The 18,156-nt window shown below is 61.8% G+C and carries 13 protein-coding genes; 10 read left to right on the top strand and 3 right to left on the bottom strand.

What is annotated here, in order from left to right:
* Positions 1-39: 39 nt before the first annotated feature.
* Positions 40-1,770 (top strand): sensor domain-containing diguanylate cyclase, encoded by a 1,731-nt coding sequence (locus V7714_RS07300; protein WP_335709120.1) that lies wholly within the window; start codon positions 40-42, stop codon positions 1,768-1,770.
* 24 nt (positions 1,771-1,794) lie between these two features.
* Here V7714_RS07300 and V7714_RS07295 read toward each other — a convergent pair whose 3' ends face one another.
* Positions 1,795-3,285, bottom strand: a complete 1,491-nt coding sequence (locus tag V7714_RS07295; RefSeq protein ID WP_335709119.1) for a hypothetical protein — start codon at positions 3,283-3,285, stop codon at positions 1,795-1,797.
* 156 nt (positions 3,286-3,441) lie between these two features.
* On the opposite strand from V7714_RS07295, the gene V7714_RS07290 reads away from it, so the two are divergent.
* Both V7714_RS07290 and V7714_RS07285 read left to right on the top strand, forming a co-directional pair.
* Entirely contained in the window at positions 3,442-5,046 is a 1,605-nt protein-coding gene (locus tag V7714_RS07290; protein WP_335709118.1) for an ABC-F family ATPase, read from the top strand.
* A gap of 425 nt (positions 5,047-5,471) precedes the next feature.
* A complete protein-coding gene (locus V7714_RS07285) occupies positions 5,472-6,212 on the top strand; it encodes a beta-ketoacyl-ACP reductase (protein ID WP_284198068.1) in 741 nt (246 codons plus the stop codon).
* Between the two features lie 78 nt (positions 6,213-6,290).
* Here the strand turns inward: V7714_RS07285 and V7714_RS07280 are convergent, their stop codons facing one another.
* On the bottom strand, positions 6,291-7,556 hold the full coding sequence (locus V7714_RS07280) for a L,D-transpeptidase family protein (protein WP_335709117.1): 1,266 nt from the start codon (positions 7,554-7,556) through the stop codon (positions 6,291-6,293).
* A gap of 5 nt (positions 7,557-7,561) precedes the next feature.
* Entirely contained in the window at positions 7,562-8,671 is a 1,110-nt protein-coding gene (locus V7714_RS07275; protein ID WP_335709116.1) for a L,D-transpeptidase Cds6 family protein, read from the bottom strand.
* 76 nt (positions 8,672-8,747) lie between these two features.
* Here V7714_RS07275 and V7714_RS07270 point away from each other — a divergent pair, with 76 nt between their 5' ends.
* From V7714_RS07270 to V7714_RS07240, 7 genes are all read left to right on the top strand, one after another.
* Positions 8,748-9,101, top strand: a complete 354-nt coding sequence (locus V7714_RS07270) for a DMT family protein (RefSeq protein WP_335709115.1) — start codon at positions 8,748-8,750, stop codon at positions 9,099-9,101.
* Positions 9,102-9,222: 121 nt separating this feature from the next.
* Entirely contained in the window at positions 9,223-10,923 is a 1,701-nt protein-coding gene (locus V7714_RS07265) for a glutamine--tRNA ligase/YqeY domain fusion protein (protein WP_335709114.1), read from the top strand.
* 112 nt (positions 10,924-11,035) lie between these two features.
* Positions 11,036-11,857 (top strand): orotidine-5'-phosphate decarboxylase, encoded by an 822-nt coding sequence (pyrF, locus tag V7714_RS07260; protein ID WP_335709113.1) that lies wholly within the window; start codon positions 11,036-11,038, stop codon positions 11,855-11,857.
* Positions 11,850-12,431, top strand: coding sequence for an HD domain-containing protein (locus V7714_RS07255; RefSeq protein ID WP_335709112.1), 582 nt, complete (start codon positions 11,850-11,852; stop codon positions 12,429-12,431). Before pyrF ends, V7714_RS07255 begins: the two co-directional genes overlap by 8 nt.
* An 80-nt stretch (positions 12,432-12,511) precedes the next feature.
* On the top strand, positions 12,512-13,576 hold the full coding sequence (gene hemE, locus V7714_RS07250; protein ID WP_335709111.1) for a uroporphyrinogen decarboxylase: 1,065 nt from the start codon (positions 12,512-12,514) through the stop codon (positions 13,574-13,576).
* Positions 13,577-13,985: 409 nt separating this feature from the next.
* On the top strand, positions 13,986-16,145 hold the full coding sequence (locus V7714_RS07245; RefSeq protein WP_335709110.1) for a primosomal protein N': 2,160 nt from the start codon (positions 13,986-13,988) through the stop codon (positions 16,143-16,145).
* Positions 16,146-16,358: 213 nt separating this feature from the next.
* On the top strand, positions 16,359-18,083 hold the full coding sequence (locus V7714_RS07240) for a CAP domain-containing protein (RefSeq protein WP_335709109.1): 1,725 nt from the start codon (positions 16,359-16,361) through the stop codon (positions 18,081-18,083).
* The last annotated feature ends 73 nt before the right edge of the window (positions 18,084-18,156 follow it).

Below are 18,156 nucleotides of genomic sequence, written 5' to 3'. Positions count from 1 at the left end.
TGGCAGCGCGTCGCTTTCGGCATGGATAGGGGTGTCAAGATGCCGCGTTTATCGCTGCAGGCTACATTGACGCTGGCTTTTGCCGCAGTCTCGGTACTGATGGCGGTGTTGCTCTCGGCCTTGCTGGGCCGGCTGACGGCTGACGCCTTGCGGCAGGATATCGGTACCAGCCTGACCGAGCTGGCCGACCAGATGCGGGCGAGGCTGGATGCGGGCCTGGCCGATAGATTACGCACTGTGGAGTTGCTGGCCAGCCTGCAACAGATGCGAGATTCGGCCACGGCTGCGGCGGACAACCGTTTCCTGCTGGAGAAGCTGCGGCGCAACGATATCAAGATCGCCTGGATAGGCTTTGCCGATGTGGATGGCAAGGTGGTCTATTCGGCAGACGGTATCCTGGAGGGAGCCAATGTGGCTGCCCGGCCCTGGTATATCAGCGGCAAGCAAGGCCCGTACGTGGGTGACGTGCACGAGGCCAAGCTGCTGGCCAAGATATTGCCGCCGCCTGCCTCGGGCGAGCCCCTGCGCTTTGTCGATGTGGCGGCCCCGGTGTTTGGCACCACTGGCCACCTGCGCGGTGTGCTGGGTGTGCATTTGTCCTGGGAATGGGCGCGCGATATTGAGCAGCATGTATTCACGGCCAGCCGGCGCGCCAGCGGCGTAGAAACCTTTGTGTTGAACAGGGAAGGCCAGACGCTGTTGGCCCCGCAGGGCAGGGCGGGGGTGTTGTTGCCGGCTAATCTGGATTTGGCCGAGACCAGCAGCGGGCAATTGCTGCGTTGGCCAGACGGCCAGGACTATGTGACCACCTTGGTCAGAACCCGTGGTTATGATGAGTATGCGGGCCTAGGCTGGTCCATCGTATCTCGCCAGGCGGCGCATGAGGCTTACGCGCCGGTCAGGCAGATGCAGGACATGGTGCGGGCCATCGGGGCGGCCATGGCCGTGCTGTTTGCCTTGTTTGGCCTGTGGCTTGCCAGGCGCATAGCGCAGCCCTTGCACCAGCTCAGCCATGTGGCAGACCGCTTGCGCGGGGGGGAGATGAACGCGCTTATCCCGGCCTCTTCCACCTTTGTTGAGACGACACAGCTGGCAGGTTCATTCAAGCACCTGGTGGACGCCATCAAGGCGGAGCAGGGCAAGCTGCAGGCACTGAATGAATCGCTGGAGGAACAGGTGGCGAAGCGCACAGAGGCTTTGGATATAGCCAATCGCCATCTGTTTAGTTCGCTGGAAGAGCGGCAGCGCCTGGTGGCACGGCTGGAGGAATTGGCGCATACCGACAGCCTCAGCGGCTTGCTGAACCGCCGTGCCCTGCATGAACGGGCGGCCATAGAACTGGCGCGGCTGGAGCGGCAGCCTGCCCCTTTGGCGCTGATGATCTTCGATATCGATCACTTCAAGCGCATCAATGATCAGCATGGCCATGAGGCCGGAGACGAAGCAATCCGTCTGCTGTCGCGCACGGCTACTGGCGTATTGCGGGAGGTAGATATCCTGGCCCGATTCGGCGGCGAGGAGTTTGTGGCCTTGCTGCCGGATACGCCGTTGGCGGCGGCCATCGCGGTGGCCGAGCGGCTACGGTTGGCTATTGCGGCGATCAGCATCGTGACGCCGGCTGGCCCTATCGGCATGACGGCCAGCTTTGGGCTGGCCATGTGGGAGCCTGGGCTGAGCCTGGACATTTTGATCAGCCGGGCGGACAAGGCGCTCTATGGTGCCAAGCATGGCGGCCGTAACCGCCTGGTGGCCTGGCCTGATCAGGCGTGAGTGCTATAGACGGGGTGGGCGGGGTCAGCCCTTGGCGGTGACGCTGAAACTGCTGATGATGTAGTCGGGCAGGGTTTCAATGGCAGCCCCCAGGGTGATCTGGTAACGCTTGCTGCCCGATGAGAGTGTGTAGAGCCCCCCTTTCTGGTGCTTGTCGCGCCCCATCAGCAGTATCCGGCCGTGCGGTGACTCAGCACAGTAGAGCGCGGGCAAGCTTTGGCCGTTGCCTTCCAGCATCACCGGTGTGGGCTGCATGCCCAGCCGCTCTGCGCCAACCTTGACCAGGCCCTCGCGCGATTTATTCAGGCGGCGCACCACCGCCAGCCACACACCATTCTCGTCTTTCAGTGCCAGGACTTCGCACACCGCCAGCTTGTCGTCGAACTTGGCCTTGTAGTGTGCCCCCATGCCATTGGCGCTCTCGTCCGCCAGCATCCACTCCTCCCAGTCGCGGGCCGCGCCGTTGGCCCGTAGCAACTGGTAGATGCGGTTCAGGCCCAGTGCAGCACTGGTGCTGTGTTCCTTATGCCGCCGCTCGCTGCGACGGGAGCGCGTCTGGCCAGCGCGGGAATAGATCAGGGCCAGGTCGCTGAGCAGGCTGGCGACGGCGGGTTGGTCGGCCTTGGCTGGCACCGGGATGGCCACCGGGAAAATGCCCTTGCCGGCATTGAGTGCCAGCTCGGCCAGATAGTCCGCCAGCGGTTCGGTATCAAGATAGCGGTAGCGCTCCCCTACCATATTGCGCCGCAACTTCATGGGCGGGCGGGTTTCATCCAGGTTGATGGCATAGGTCTGGTCGCGCGGGCGGATGATTTTCTCCAGCGTGACTTTCTCCTGCCAGTGCTGCAGCCAGCGGTCCAACTGCCAGATTTCCTCTATCCGCCGCCGTTCGGGTTCTGCCAGCTTGAGTAACATGGCGTGGCGATAGATCTGGCTGACGCTGGTGGCCTCGGCATCCGAGTAGGCCTGCATGGCTTTGTTGGCAAAGCCGGCGGCCTCGGCAATCTGGTACAAGCGGTTGAGGCTGCGCCATAGTCTTGGTTCGGCATCAAAGTAACGCAGATAGGCCCATTTGGCCTGCAGCGCATAGTAGCTGACCGAACGCAGGGTGATCAGCTCGGCGTCCTGGGCGAAGCGCTTGTTGGGGGATTGGGCATGCTGCTTGAGGCACAGCTTGTAGGCCGAGGCCAGCTCCTTCCAGCAGGCCAGCAGGCTGGGCAGGGCCTGGCGGGGGCTGATGCTGTCTATCTTTTCTTCGCCCCGGAATACCCTTACCAGCACCTGCGCCAGGGGGCGGGCCTTGTCATCAAAGGCTTGCACGGCCTGGTAACGCTCCTTCAATCCCACTTTGGCATTGCGGTTGAGCGCCGCCAGTGCCTTGATGATCTCGGTCAGGACGACCAGTGTTTCGTCGCGTGGCAGATCGATCAGGAGGCGCGTGACGGAAGGGCCGGCATCTTCCTCCTCACGGGCACGGCGCATCAGTGCGTCGATCAAGCCTTTGAAATCGAACATATCTCGTATTTTGTTATCGGTGGATCAGCGACATTGCACCGGACGGTCAGATTGTGCTGATGTGATAAAATTACTCAATTTTGCCGTACCGCGCCATGCGCGGATTTTTATTTTTGTGACGGGTGTGCAAGAAAACACCCACCAGGAGCGTACCAGGTGATCAACACCGCCAATATCACGATGCAGTTCGGCGCCAAGCCGCTGTTCGAAAAAGTGTCGGTCAAGTTCGGTGGCGGCAATCGCTACGGCTTGATTGGTGCCAATGGTTCGGGCAAATCCACTTTCATGAAGATACTGGGCGGGGATCTCGAACCCACGGCCGGCAATGTCAGTCTGGACCCCGGCGTGCGCTTGGGCAAGTTGCGGCAGGACCAATTTGGCTATGAAGACCAGCGCGTCATTGATGTGGTGCTGCAAGGGCATGTCGAGCTGTGGCAGACCATGCACGAGAAGGATGGCATCTATGCCAATCCGGAGGCCACTGAAGACGACTACATGCGTGCGGCTGACCTGGAAGTGAAGTTTGGCGAGATGGGCGGCTATGATGCGGAAGCCCGGGCAGGCGCGTTGCTGCTGGGGGCGGGCATCCCGACCGACCAGCATTTTGGCCTGATGAGCGAAGTGGCGCCCGGCTGGAAGCTGCGGGTACTGCTGGCGCAGGCCCTGTTCAGCGATCCGGACGTGCTGCTGCTGGACGAACCCACCAACAACCTGGATATCAACACTATCCGCTGGCTGGAGCACACGCTGAACGAGCGCAACTCCACCATGATCATTATTTCGCATGATCGCCACTTCCTGAACCAGGTCTGCACCCACATGGCCGACCTGGACTACAGCACCATCCAGATTTACCCCGGCAACTACGACGACTACATGCTAGCCAGTACCCAGGCCCGCGAGCGTGCATTGGGTGCCAATGCCAAGGCAAAGGAGCGGATTGCCGAGCTGCAGGTGTTTGCTGCCCGCTTCTCTGCCAACAAATCCAAGGCCCGCCAGGCGACCAGCCGGCTCAAACTGGCCGACAAGATCAAGGAAGGCATGGTCGATGTGAAGCCTTCCTCGCGCCAGAACCCCTATGTGCGCTTTGACTTTGACGACAAGCTCAAGCTGCACAGGCAGGCATTCGAGACCCAGCACCTGTCCAAGTCGTTCGACAAACCGCTGATACAGGGGCTGAACCTGATATTCGAAGCCGGCCAGAAACTGGCGGTGATAGGCGGCAACGGTGTGGGTAAATCGACACTGATGAAGATGCTGGTCGGCGTACTCAAGCCGGATTCGGGTTCAATCAAGTGGGCCGAAAAGGCGCAGGTTGGGTATTTCGCCCAGGACCACGAAGAAGATTTCGACAGCGACGACACCCTGTTCGACTGGATGAAGCAGTGGGGGCGCCCTGGTGACGATGACCAGGTGATACGTGGCATCCTCGGCCGCTTGCTGTTCAGCGGTGACGACGTGAAAAAGGCCGTGCGGGTACTTTCCGGTGGTGAGAAGGGGCGTATGCTCTATGGCAAGCTGATACTGGAGCAGCCCAATGTGCTGGTCATGGATGAGCCGACCAACCATATGGATATGGAATCGATCGAGTCGCTGAACCTGGCGCTGGAGCTGTTCAAGGGCACCTTGGTATTTGTTTCGCACGATCGCCAGTTTGTTTCGTCGCTGGCCACCCAGGTGTTGGAACTGAAGGGCGACGGCAGCTACGTGCATTACACCGGTGGCTATGAGGAGTACCTCTCTAGCCAGGGCCTGGAGTAAGCGCCACCGGCCAGATTGTTCAGGCCTTTGCTTGCACACCTGGACAGAGCCGCTATGCTGGTTTTTTATGGCAGTGCCACGTCATTGGCATACCGTTAAGCCAAAACTGTTGCATTTTGTAAACAAGGAGGCGACTCTGACGGAAACTACCCGTTTAGAGTTGCCGCTCTAGATCACCCGTACTATCATGCGCGCACATCTTCAGTGCGCCCATGAACCAGTATTGGGCGATCAAGCCGGTGATGTAGGTAGGTCACCGTCTCTCAGAGCCGCCGCAAGGGCCGCTCAACCGGATAAGACAAAGAAGAAGTATGGAGCAGACAGAAGCGCAGTGCCCCTGAGGGGCGCTGCGTTTCCCCATGTCTTTTCAGTTTTTTTGCTCTGTTTCCGGCCCTGCACGCGGCCAGCCTTTTAGGGAGAAAGTTATGCGTTTGTCAGGCAAAGTTACCATCGTCACTGGCGCTGCCAGTGGCATAGGCCACGCCACTGCCTTGCGCTTCGGCAAGGAAGGCGCTCGCGTGGTGGTCTGTGATCTGAACGCCGCCGGTATCGATGCGGTGGTGAGTGAAATCCTCGCAGCAGGTGGCGAGGCGGTGGGCTACGTGGTCAATGTCACCAACAAGGCACAGATTGCCGAGATGGTGGCAGGGGTCAAGGCCAAGTGGGGTCGTATTGATGTCCTGGTGAACAATGCCGGCATCGTGGCCGATGCCCAGCTGACCAAGATGACCGAAGAACAGTTTGATCGGGTGATCGACATCAATCTCAAGGGTGTCTACAACTGCACCCGTGCCGTGGTCGACACCATGGTGGAGCAGGCTTCGGGTGTGATCCTGAATGCCTCATCGGTAGTGGGCCTGTACGGCAACTTCGGCCAGACCAATTATGCGGCCGCCAAGTTTGGGGTGATAGGCTTTACCAAGACCTGGGCCAAGGAGCTGGGCAAGAAGGGCATACGCTCCAATGCTGTCTGCCCCGGCTTCGTTGCCACACCCATACTCAAGGATATGCCGGAGAAGGTGATACAGGCCATGGAAGACAAGGTGCCCATGCGCCGTCTGGCCCAGCCAGAGGAGATCGCTTCGGTCTACCTGTTCCTGGCCAGTGATGACGCCAGCTATATCAATGGCGCCGTCTTGTCGGTTGATGGTGGTCTGGTGATCTGATCGGCCCTGTCGTGGCAGTCCAAAAAAACCGTCCAGCCATGGACGGTTTTTTTATGCGCGGCCCGCTTTGGCGGGCGCTTAACCGGCCGAGCCTTCCAGGCTGATACGCCAGCGACCGGCTTCCTGGCGCATATAGAGGCGCTTGCGCATCTGGTTGTTCAGATTGCTGCTTTGATAGTCCTGCATAAAGCTGGCCTGCAGCAGATCGCCTTGCGCGCTGGGATAGCCGAACAGGCTCAGGTCGGTCAGTTTGACCTTGGCCCATTGCTTGCCGGCATTGACGGCCTGCTTTTGTGCCCGCCAGGTATCCAGATCGGCATTGCCGCTCTTGAAGTCACTGGCGTAATGGCTCAGGTAGCGCGGGGTATTCAGGCTCTCCCAGTCGCGGCGCCAGGCCTCCACCTGGGCCAGGGCACCGTCGCGCCGGGCTTGCCAGGCCGTGGGCGTCAGCCATTCCACTTCGCCTGCAATGATGACCGGTGTACCCGGTAGCAGATAGGGGCTGAGCGCACTGATATCGCTATTGGACATGGCAACGCAGCCGTTGGAAGCCTTGGGGGCTCGGCTATAGGTATCGTAGGGCACGCCGTGCAGCCAGATGCCGCTGCCGGTGCGGCCCTGGCGGCGATCCCAGTCATTCGGGTAGCTCAGCGGCCAGGCACCCACGCCATAGAGTTCCGCACGCTTGCCGTAGCGTTGGTCCAGCTGCTCGCGCGGCATATGGCCGGTGACAAAATAGACACCCAGTGGCGTGCGCTGGTCGCCTTCGCGGGCCTTGTCGAAACCCAGCTTGCCTATGGTGGCGTAGAAATCCCGGACATAGCGCGGCGTACCATTGTCGTTGCGATACAGATAAATACGGGCACGGCCGGCATCGACCAGTACGGCATATTGTTGGTCTGGCGCAAATTGCAGCAGATTGGCAGGTATGGCTTGCTGGGCGGGGGGCGGTGCCTGGTAGCGCAACAGCCGGGCGCTGGCTTCGGCGCGCAGATCATCCAGCTTGTCGTCCACTACCGGTGCACTGCCTATGCCGGCCAGGGGTTGCGACCGGGCCATCAGCAGGTCGCCCTTGAGCAGGTGGGCCAGGCGGTAATTGGGTTTGGCCTCCAGCAGCCCGTCGACCAGGCGGCCGGCTTCGTCCAGCCGGTTCTGACGTATCGCAGTCAGTGCGGCCACCACGACCTCTTCGGGATTGCCTCGGGCTGCTGCCAAGGGGTTCTGCGCCAGCAGGTTGGCCAGTGGAGAGACGGTGGGGCGCTGCCACTGCATGGAGTTGGCAGCCGGGGCGAGATAGAGTCCTGCCGCGAGGCAGGCGCTCAGCTTGAACCAGGAGCGACGCATGGTGTTTATCCTACCCGCTCTTCGCGTATGAGCCAACGGCTACCATTGCGCTCCAGTATCAGGGTCTTGCCTGTCGAGGTGTCGAGCTTGTCGGACTTGTAGCGCTGCACCAGCCTGACGGTGGCGGTTTGGCCGCCGTCGCTGAACTTGACCCGGATATTGGCCAGTTTGACTTCAATCTTGCGGGCGGCGTCGATACGTTCGCGCCGTTGTTTTTCCCACTCGCTGCGACTCATGCCGCCAGGCTTGAAGCTGCGCGAATAGCTGGCCAGATAGGCCGGCACCCGCTTGTCTGACCAGGCGTCGGCCCAGCCGCGCACGGCCTTGACCACTTGCTCCTCGTTGGCGCTGTCGTCCACCTTGGGTTCGGCGGGCTTGGGTTCAACAGGTTTGGTCGGCGCGGGTTTGACTTCGGCGGGCTTGGTGGGGACGGGCGCAAGCACGGCGGGTGTAGTCGGTGTGACAGGCTTGCTGGCCGCTGCGACCGGCGGCAAGGTGACGGGTGGGGTTGCAGGCTTGGCCGCCGCTACGACCACCGGTGGCCGCGCTGCCGCCACGACAGGCGCCGGCGTGCCGCCAGGTGCAGGTCGGCTGAGCAGATCCTGCACCAGGGCCAGCCTGGGGGCATCGGACTTGATCACCGGGGCGGCGCTGCCGTTCTGCCGCTCCACGATGTCGCGCTGCAAGGCCTTGTCGTAGGCCTGGGCCGCCAGGCGGGCATAGACATCGGCCAGGTTGGCATGCGCGGTGGCGTAGGCAGGGTTGGTCTGCAAGGCCATCTGCAAGGCGGCACGCGCTTTGTCGAGCTGGCCTTGCTGGGCATACAGCGCTGCCAGGTTGTTATAGGGCTCGGGCAGGTTGGGGTAATCGCCGGTCAGCGCGGTAAAAACCTGTATGGCTTCGCCGCTGCGGCCCAGCTGTGCCAGGGCGTTGCCACGCAGCAAGCGTAGCCGGGCATCGCGTGGTGTTTTTGCCAGCGCCTTGTCGGCGGCTTGCAGGGCAGCGTCGGCCTGGCCGCGATTGAGGCTGGTGGCTATGTCTTCGGCCTCGCCGGCGTATGCCCCGGATATCAGGGCCAAACTGAGCAACAGTGAGGGGAGGCGGTAGGCGGGCATCGACTGGACGGCAGGTTCGCGGCTGTTCAAACTTGCCATTTTATCAGAGTCGCCGGCCAACGCCGGTCGCACGCATATGTTTACTGCTATTCCGCCGGGCATGCAGGCCATCGTCCTGCTGGTGTGCTCCAATGTGTTCATGACCTTTGCCTGGTATGCGCATCTCAAGGACATGTCGGCCAAGCCCTGGTATATCGCGGCCTTGCTGAGCTGGGGTATAGCCCTGTTCGAGTATTTGCTGCAGGTGCCGGCCAACCGTATCGGCTTTACCGTCTACAACCTGGCCCAGCTCAAGATCTTGCAGGAGGTGATCACCCTGACGGTGTTCATCCCCTTTGCCGTGTTCTATATGAACCAGCCTTTCAAGTGGGATTTCCTCTGGGCCGGCCTGTGCCTGCTGGGGGCGGTGTACTTTATGTTCAGAACCTGAGTGGCCTGATGGGGTGGGCGGGATGGCGGGGCTGCAGGATGAATCCAGCGAGACATGGGGTGCGGACGCCGAATCGGGTAAAATCGCCGCATTGCACAAAATCAACGCCTTGCGGAATTCAATGACTACCGAAAACAACGCGCCTGCCGCCAGCAATTTCATCCGTAACATCATCGACGCTGACCTTGCCTCGGGCAAGCATCAGCGCACGGTTACCCGCTTTCCGCCCGAGCCCAATGGCTATGCCCATATCGGGCACTGCAAGGCCATCTGTATCAATTTTGGCATCAAGGAAGACTACCAGGCCAAGGGCTACGCCAGCGAGTGCAACCTGCGCTTTGATGACACCAATCCGGAGAAGGAATCGGAAGAGTACGCGCTGGCCTTCAAGGAAGACGTGCGCTGGCTGGGTTTCAGCTGGGATGGCGAGGTGCGTTGGGCATCGGATTATTTCGACCGCCTGTATGCCTACGCCGAGGAGCTGATACTGGCTGGCAAGGCCTTTGTTTGTGAGCTCAATGCCGAGGAAATGCGCGAATATCGCGGTGATTTCCAGAAGCCTGGCCGCAACAGCCCCTACCGTGATCGTTCGGCGGCAGAAAACCTGGATCTGTTCCGCCGCATGAAGGCGGGTGAGTTCGAGGACGGCAGCAAGACCCTGCGCCTGAAGATAGACATGGGTTCGCCCAACATCAATCTGCGCGATCCAGTGTTCTACCGCATACGCCGTGCCCACCATATCCGTACCGGTGACAAGTGGTGCATCTACCCGATGTATGACTACACCCATTGTATTTCGGATGCCATTGAAGGCGTCACTCACAGCCTGTGCTCGCTGGAGTTCGAGGATCATCGCCCGCTGTACGACTGGGTGCTGGACAACATCAGTATCGATTGCCACCCGCAGCAGATCGAGTTCTCGCGCCTGGAGCTGCTGTATGCCATCACCTCCAAGCGCAAGCTCAACCAGTTGGTGGTGGATGGCCTGGTGACCGGCTGGGATGACCCGCGCATGCCGACCATTTCGGGCATGCGCCGCCGTGGCTACAGCCCGGCCGGCCTGCGCCTGTTTGCCCAACGTTGCGGTGTGTCCAAGAGCGAAAACATCATTGATTACAGCGTGTTGGAAGGCGCGGTACGCGAGATGCTGGAAGCGGAAGCCCCCCGCGTGATGGCCGTGCTGGACCCGATCAAGGTGACGCTGACCAATTTCGAGGCTGGCGTGACCAGCAGCCGCACGGCGCCTTTCCATCCTCACCATCCTGAATTTGGCGAGCGTGAGGTGCCGATTGCGCCGCAGCTCTATATCGAGCGCGATGACTTCGCCGAAGTGCCGCCTGCGGGCTGGCAGCGTCTCACCCTGGGCAGCGAAGTGCGCTTGCGCTACAGCTATGTGATCAAGTGCGACGAAGTGATCAAGGATGCTGCAGGCAATGTGGTGGAGTTGAAGTGCTCGATTGATCCGGCAACGCTGGGCCAGAATCCGGTAGGCCGCAAGGTCAAGGGTGTGATCCACTGGGTGTCTGCCGAGCACGCCATCGAAGCCGATGTGCGACTGTATGACCGGCTGTTTACGGTGGAGCGCCCTGATGCGGTACGGGGGGCTGACGGCCAGTACGAAGACTTCCGCCAGTTCGTCAACCCGACTTCGCTGCGCACGGTTACCGGTTATGTGGAGGCCGCTGTGCGCGATGCAGCACCGGAAACCCGCTACCAGTTCGAGCGCCTGGGTTATTTCGTCACCGACCGCTACGAACATGTGGCCGGCGGCCGCCCGGTATTCAACCGCACGGTGGGGCTGAAGGACAGCTGGCAGAAGTAAGTCACCCGTATCGACAGCGATCAGGGGCGCCAGGCCTGGCACGGCCGCCCCCATCGCATCTGCGCTGGTCGCCCGCCTGGCTGGTGAGCTGGGATAGCACGAGGAAGCACAATTGTTTCAGTATCGATTAGTAGAGCGCGGCAATGCGCTGAAGACCCGGCTTTGCCTGGGGTTGGACCCGCGCCTTGCCGCCTACGACAGTGTCGAGGCCATGCGTAGCCACACCCTGGCCGTGCTGGAGGCAGTGGCGCCATTTATCGCCTGCGTCAAACCCCAGGCGGCGTTCTATGAGGCTGCTGGCCTGCCGGGCCTGCAGTTGATGGACGAAGTCATGGCGCTGGCCCGGCGCCTGGATGTGCCGGTGCTGCTGGATGCCAAGCGTGGCGATATTGGCTCGACGGCCGAGGCTTATGCCCAGGCATGGCTGGAGGGCAGGCATGCCGGTAACGCCATTACCATCAATCCTTATCTGGGCTTTGCCACATTGCAGCCATTCGTGGCATCGGCGCGCCGGCATGGCGGGGCGGTCTTCGTGCTGGTGCGGACGTCCAACCCCGATAGCGGAGACTTGCAGGGCTTGATGGCCGACGGCAGCAGCGTGGCCGAGCATGTTGCCCGCGAGGTGGCGCGCCTGGGTGAGGAGGAAGCCGAGGCGCTGGCCAGTGTGGGGGCGGTGGTGGGAGCTACCCATCCGGCCGAGCTGGCACGCTTTCGCGCACTGATGCCCAAGGCCACTTTGCTCTTGCCTGGTCTGGGCGCGCAGGGCGCAACCGCCGCTACGTTGGCGCCGGCCTTTCTGGCGGATGGCGCTGGCGCCGTGGTCAGTGCCAGCCGGGGTATACAGTATGCACAGGGTTGCGATCTGGATGCCGCTGTTGCAGCGGCTCAGGGTTTTCGGGATGAACTGAACCGGGCGGCTGGGCAGCATGGATAAATTGATCGCACAGCTGGGATTCCTGCTGGAGCTGGACAAGCTCAAGGCCATATTGCGCCGTACCCGGCCGGTGGGACTGGACCGCTATGAGAATACCGCCGAGCACAGCTGGCATGTGGCCTTGATGGCCATGCTGTTGGCTGAGCATGCCGAGCCGCCCGTGGCGGTGGAGCGGGTGGTGAAGATGCTGCTGTTGCACGATATCGTCGAGATTGATGCCGACGATACTTTTCTTTACGACGAGGCGGCCGCCGCAGGCAAGGCCGACAAGGAAGTGGCGGCGGCCGAACGGTTGTTCGGCATGCTGCCCCCCGAGCAGGCCCGTGAATTCCACGCGCTGTGGCGGGAGTATGAGGAACGGGCGACGGCAGATGGGCGCTTTGCCTATGCCTGTGACCGCTTGTTGCCCATGCTGCAGAACCTGGCCAATGAAGGCGCCAGCTGGCAGGAGAACAGCGTGCGGTTCGAGCAGGTGATACGCAAGAACCTGCACATCAATGATGCCGCACCGGCATTGTGGCAATACGTGCTGCCCAGGCTGGAGGCTGCCCGCGATAAGGGTTGGCTGGGCTGAATACCATTCCCGATGCCGGTTGACCGGCATCCCGAGCAAGCGGGTACGCTCCGGCGCTACCCGGCAGTTGAGAGAACATCATGTCCGTACTCCAGAACGATACCTTCCTGCGTGCGCTGATGCGCCAACCTACCGAGCACACGCCGCTTTGGCTGATGCGCCAGGCCGGCCGCTACCTGCCCGAGTACCGCGCCACGCGGCAGCGTGCCGGCAGTTTTCTGGACCTGTGCAAGAACACCGAACTGGCTACCGAGGTCACCCTGCAGCCGCTGGAGCGCTATCCGCTCGATGCTGCCATCCTGTTTTCAGACATCCTGACCGTGCCGGATGCCATGGGGCTGGGCTTGTACTTTGCCGAAGGGGAAGGCCCCAAGTTTGAGCGGCCATTGCGGGATGAGGCGGCTATCCGGGCATTGTCGGTGCCGGATATGGCCGAATTGCAGTATGTGTTCGATGCCGTGGGCTCGATCCGCCGCGCTTTGAATGGTCGTGTGCCGCTGATTGGTTTTTCTGGCAGCCCGTTCACCCTGGCCTGCTATATGGTGGAAGGCGGCGGTTCGGACACTTTCAGCCGCATCAAGACCCTGATGTATGACCGCCCGGAACTGCTGCACCATATCCTGGCCGTGAATGCCCAGGCCGTGACGGCCTACCTGAATGCCCAGATACAGGCTGGCGCCCAGGCGGTCCAGCTATTTGATAGCTGGGGCGGCGCGCTGGCTTATGGCAAGTACCAGGAGTTCTCGCTGGCCTATATGAAGCAGATCGTGGCGGGCTTGATACGTGAGCATGATGGCCGCCGTGTGCCGGTGATCGTGTTTACCAAGGGCGGTGGTTTGTGGCTGGAGGACATTGCCGGCACCGGTTGCGATGCCATCGGGCTGGACTGGACGGTAGATCTGGTGGACGCCCGCCGCCGGGTGGGTGACAAGGTTGCCTTGCAGGGCAATCTGGATCCAAATGCCTTGTTCGCCAAGCCTGCTGCCATAGAGGCGGAAGTGGCCAGGCTGCTGGCGAGCTATGGCGAGGGGGCGGGCCATGTGTTCAACCTGGGCCACGGTATCTCGCAATTCACGCCGCCGGAGCATGTGACGGCCCTGGTCGATGCCGTTCATCGACTGTCTCGCCCGTATCATTCAAACTGAGTAAATGCACCAAATCCGTGCCAGCCTGCTGCACTGCAGCAGGCTTTTGTCAACATCTGCATCGCCCATATAAAACAGTAACTTGCGCTGCAATGTTGAAGTGCCGCCACCTGAATGGTGGCTAAGTTATGCACAGAGTTGCGGATGGGCTGAAACGCGCTTGTCAAGCACTGTATGTTCGCGCTGCAAATCGGTGCAAATTGTGTAAGCCACTGATTTGTAAGAAAATTAAATGTTGCCTATTTTTTGTGCAACATAATAAAGCGCTTGATGTATCCGGGGTTTAGCGCGTTTCCCCAAACTTGCCCACAAAGTTATCCACAGGATTTGTGGACAGGCCGAAAATCCCTGTCGCAACACGGATTTAGCGGCGTTGTGGCGTATCGAAAATAGTTTTCTTGACAGGCCTATGCCCTATCTCCGACTTGCCTTGGATGTCCCGCTGGCCCGGCTGTTCGATTACGAACTGGCGGATGCCGATGCCTCGGCAGTGGGTAAGCGCGCTGTCGTGTCGTTTGGTCGGCGTGCCCTGGTCGGGTTGGTCATCGCGGTGGCAGATAGCCCCGCCGATGCAGGCATTGCCATCAAACCGGTGGAGGCCTTGCTGGACGATCTGCCTACGCTACCGGCCGATATCCTGGACCTGTTGCAGTTCTGCGCCGATTACTACCAGCACCCGCTGGGGCAGGTGGTGCATACGGCCCTGCCGGGCAGGTTTCGAGAAATAGCACCGTACCGGGTGGCGCCAGCCTGTGCCTACCAGGCAGTGGACGCCGAGGCCCTGCTGGGTAGCCTGCCCAAGCGGGCCAGCCTGCAGCGGCGCTTGGCCGCCATGCTGGCGGAGCCCTGCAGCGAGGCACAGCTGCGGGCGGAATCGGGCTCGGCCTGGCGCCTGGTGCAGGCGTGGCTAATGCAAGGCCTGCTCAGGCAGGTGGCACTATCGCTTGCGCCACCGCAACCGGTGGCCGGCCCGGCGCTCAACCCCGGACAGGCGGCTGCTGTTGCGGCCATCACGCAATCGGAGGGGTTTGCCTGCCATTTGCTCTGCGGCATTACCGGTAGCGGCAAGACCGAGGTCTATCTGCATGCGATTGCCGAGGTGTTGCGGCGCGGACTGCAGGCACTGGTACTGGTGCCGGAGATCAATCTGACGCCCCAGCTGGAAGGGCGCTTCCGGCAACGTTTTCCTGGTGTGGAGATCATCAGCCTGCACAGCGGCGTGGCTGATGGCGAACGTGCGACGGGTTGGGTGCGTGCGGCGCGGGGTGAGGCCGCCATTGTGCTGGGTACCCGGCTGGCTGTGTTTACCCCCTTGCCCAGGCTGGGACTGGTGGTGGTGGACGAGGAGCATGACGCCAGCTTCAAGCAGCAGGAAGGCCTGCGCTACTCGGCCCGCGATGTGGCCGTGTACCGGGCCCGCCAAGCGCAGGCGGCCATTGTGCTGGGCTCGGCTACGCCGGCGCTGGAGAGCTGGTACAACGCCGAGGCGGGCCGCTACAGACGCCTGGCCTTGCCACAGCGTGCCGTCGCCGGGGCGCAGCCGCCCAGCTGGCAGCTGGTGCCAACCCGGCGTCAGCATCTGGCTGATGGCCTGCATGCCCACACCCTGGGGGCGATAGAGAACCGCCTGGCGCGGGGTGAGCAGAGCCTGATTTTTCTCAATCGGCGCGGCTATGCGCCGGTCATGCACTGCAGTGAGTGTGGCTGGCTGGCTGCCTGTACCCGTTGCTCGGCACGCTTGACCGTACATATGCGAGAACGGCGGCTGCGCTGCCACCATTGCGGCTGGGAAGAGCGTTTTCCGCCCGCTTGTCCGGGTTGCGGCAATAGCGATATGAAACCGCTGGGCCAGGGTACCCAGCGACTGGAGGAGCTGCTGGCCCAGCGCTTCCCACAAGCCCGGGTGCTGCGCATAGACCGTGACAGCATGCGCCGTAAAGGCAGTTTTGAGGCGGCACTCAAGACCATACATGCCGGTGAGGTCGATATCCTGATCGGTACCCAGATGCTGGCCAAGGGGCATGATTTTCCGGCGCTGACGCTGGTGGCGGTGATAGGGGCGGACAGTGGCTTGTATTCGGCTGACTTCCGCGCCAGCGAGCGGCTGTATGCCCAGCTGGCCCAGGTGGCAGGGCGGGCAGGGCGGGCCGACAAACCGGGCGAGGTGCTGATACAGACAGATTTTCCAGAGCATCCGCTTTACCAGGCCTTGCTGGCTGACAACTATGCGGACTTTGCCACTACCGAGCTGGCTGAACGCAAGCTGGCCGGTTTCCCCCCCTATCTTTACCAGGCCGTACTGAGGGCAGAAGCGGATACCCTGGCGGAGGCGATGCAGTTCCTGCAGGGGGCGGTTGCCCTGGCGCCGCTTGATGAGGCCGTTACGGTGTGGGATCCCGTTGCCGCCAGCATGATGCGGCTGGCCAATCGAGAGCGTGCGCAGGTATTGGTGCAATCGGGCTCACGCGCACGCTTGGGGGCGTTCCTGGCGGGCTGGATGCAGGCTTTGCGCGCAGGACGGGCCGCCAAGGTGAGGTGGTCACTGGATGTGGACCCGCTAGAGCTGTGAGCTAACCGCCGGAAACCACGCTTTCGTGGCAATGCGCGCTTTGCTCGGCATTGAATGCTCCTTGGATATCAAGCCTGTGCTGGGTCGACATTTTCGATCATGCCTGGGCAGGCTGAGCAATCGTGTTATCTGGAAGTACCCTTGAGTCGCTATCCTGATAGTAAGCGGGCCTGCAGGCAGGCCTGGGCTATCTGTCGGAATGGGTACTGAACCATGCACCTGCTGAGTCTGCTGCTTTCCTTGCCGCTGGTGGCGGCACCCCAGCCCGAACCCGATGAGCCTGCGGCGGTGGTGCCTGCCGGTATGCGATCCGGCTGGGTAGTGGATACGCAACAGCGTGAGGCGGTACGGCTGTTTCATCGCGTCCGTTACCGTGCCACACCGCGTTCGGGTTTCTGGCAGGGCAGCATAGACCGCTGTGATGCGGGCGAGACCCTGCCCCAGCATAGGCAGGCAGCCTTGGCGCGTGTCAACTGGTTTCGCGCCATGGCGGGTGTTCCGGCGGATGTTGAGGAAGACCCGGCGGCGAGCCGCAAGACCCAGGCCGCAGCCTTGGTGATGGCCGCCAACGGCCGTATCGCCCACGCGATAGACACCGGTTGGCGTTGCCATTCTGCTGATGCAGAAGAAGGTGCCAGGCTGTCTCTGCTGGCCCGTGGTGAGAACGGCGCGAGGGCAGTGACGGCCTTCATGCGTGACGCCGGCCTGCAAAACCAGGGGGTCAATCACCGCCGTTGGTTGCTCTACCCACAGACACGTTTCATCGGCCTGGGCGACGTGCCGATGGCTGGGCAAGCCGATGCCGCCAGTGGCTTTACTGCTTACGATGGCCTCTATGGCAGTAACCGACCCGCCGTGCGTGACGGCTTTGTGGCCTGGCCGCCGCCGGGGTGGGTGCCCTATGGCGTGGTTTTCCCACGCTGGTCGTTTGCCCTGCCAGGCGCAGATTTTTCCGAGGCGCGCATCCGCATGTGGCGGGGCGATGAGGAGGTGGCCGTGGCGACCGAACCACTGGAGGTCGAGGTGGGCGAGCCCACACTGGTCTGGCGTGCGCATGCGCTGGCCCACGATGCGGCATGGACGGATCGAGACGGCCAGTACCGGGTGAGGATAGACAGGGTGAAGCTGGCCGGGGCCTGGCAGGAATACGCCTATCAGGTGAGCTTGTTCGACCCCGAGGCAGTCCATGCCACGACATCTGAAGCCCGTATTGAAGGTGAACGGCGTATTCCCCTTGCGGGTGGCGGCTTCAGGGTGTTGTCACAGCCTGGTGTCACCGGCGCGCAATGGCGCGCCATACAGGTATCGACAGGGGGCGTGGCGGCCGGGGCGGAGCAGGGTTACGGTCTGTTCTCCTATAGCGGGCGCAATGATTACGCTGTGCTGAATGGCAAGGTGGTGGCCAGTGGCAGGCAGGCCTATAGGCTGGCCCATCAGGGCGCGGGTAACGAGACCCTCACACTGTCGCAAGCCGTGATGCTGGGGCCGGCGCCCAGACTGCGCTTCATGAGCCAGCTGGGGGTGGCTGGGCGCGACGAAGTGGCACTGGTGGAGGTGCTGGCGGATGGCCGCGATGACTGGGAGACTGTCTATCGACAGGGCAGTGACGGTGTCCCTGCACACGCCGAGGGGCAGTACATTGAACGTCTGGTGGATTTGTCGGCCTATGGTCTGCGGCGCGTGCAATTGCGCTTTCGCTACCAGTTTGACCAGGGGGACTTCTACAGCCCCGACGATAGCCGGGTAGGTTGGTATATCGATGATATACAGCTTGATGATGCGGGTCTGGCGCAGCAAACCACCGAGCCGCAGCATACCCGGCAGGAGCAGTTCGATTTTGTGCCGGCGGCCAGGGGCCGCTGGTTTTTGCAGGCGCGCCCCTTGGTCTACCAAGCTACGGGTGACTGGGGGCCGCTTTGGCAGGTACACGTGGAATAAGCATGGCGATAAGAACAAACCTGGCGGCATGGGCCGCTGTTTTGCTTTGTAATGCATTACCGGCAAGTGCGGC

Origin of the sequence: Chitinimonas sp. JJ19 (assembly GCF_036961565.1) — a bacterium.
Taxonomy (GTDB): Bacteria; Pseudomonadota; Gammaproteobacteria; order Burkholderiales; family Chitinimonadaceae; genus Chitinimonas.
This window is presented reverse-complemented; position numbering and strand designations above follow the sequence as displayed.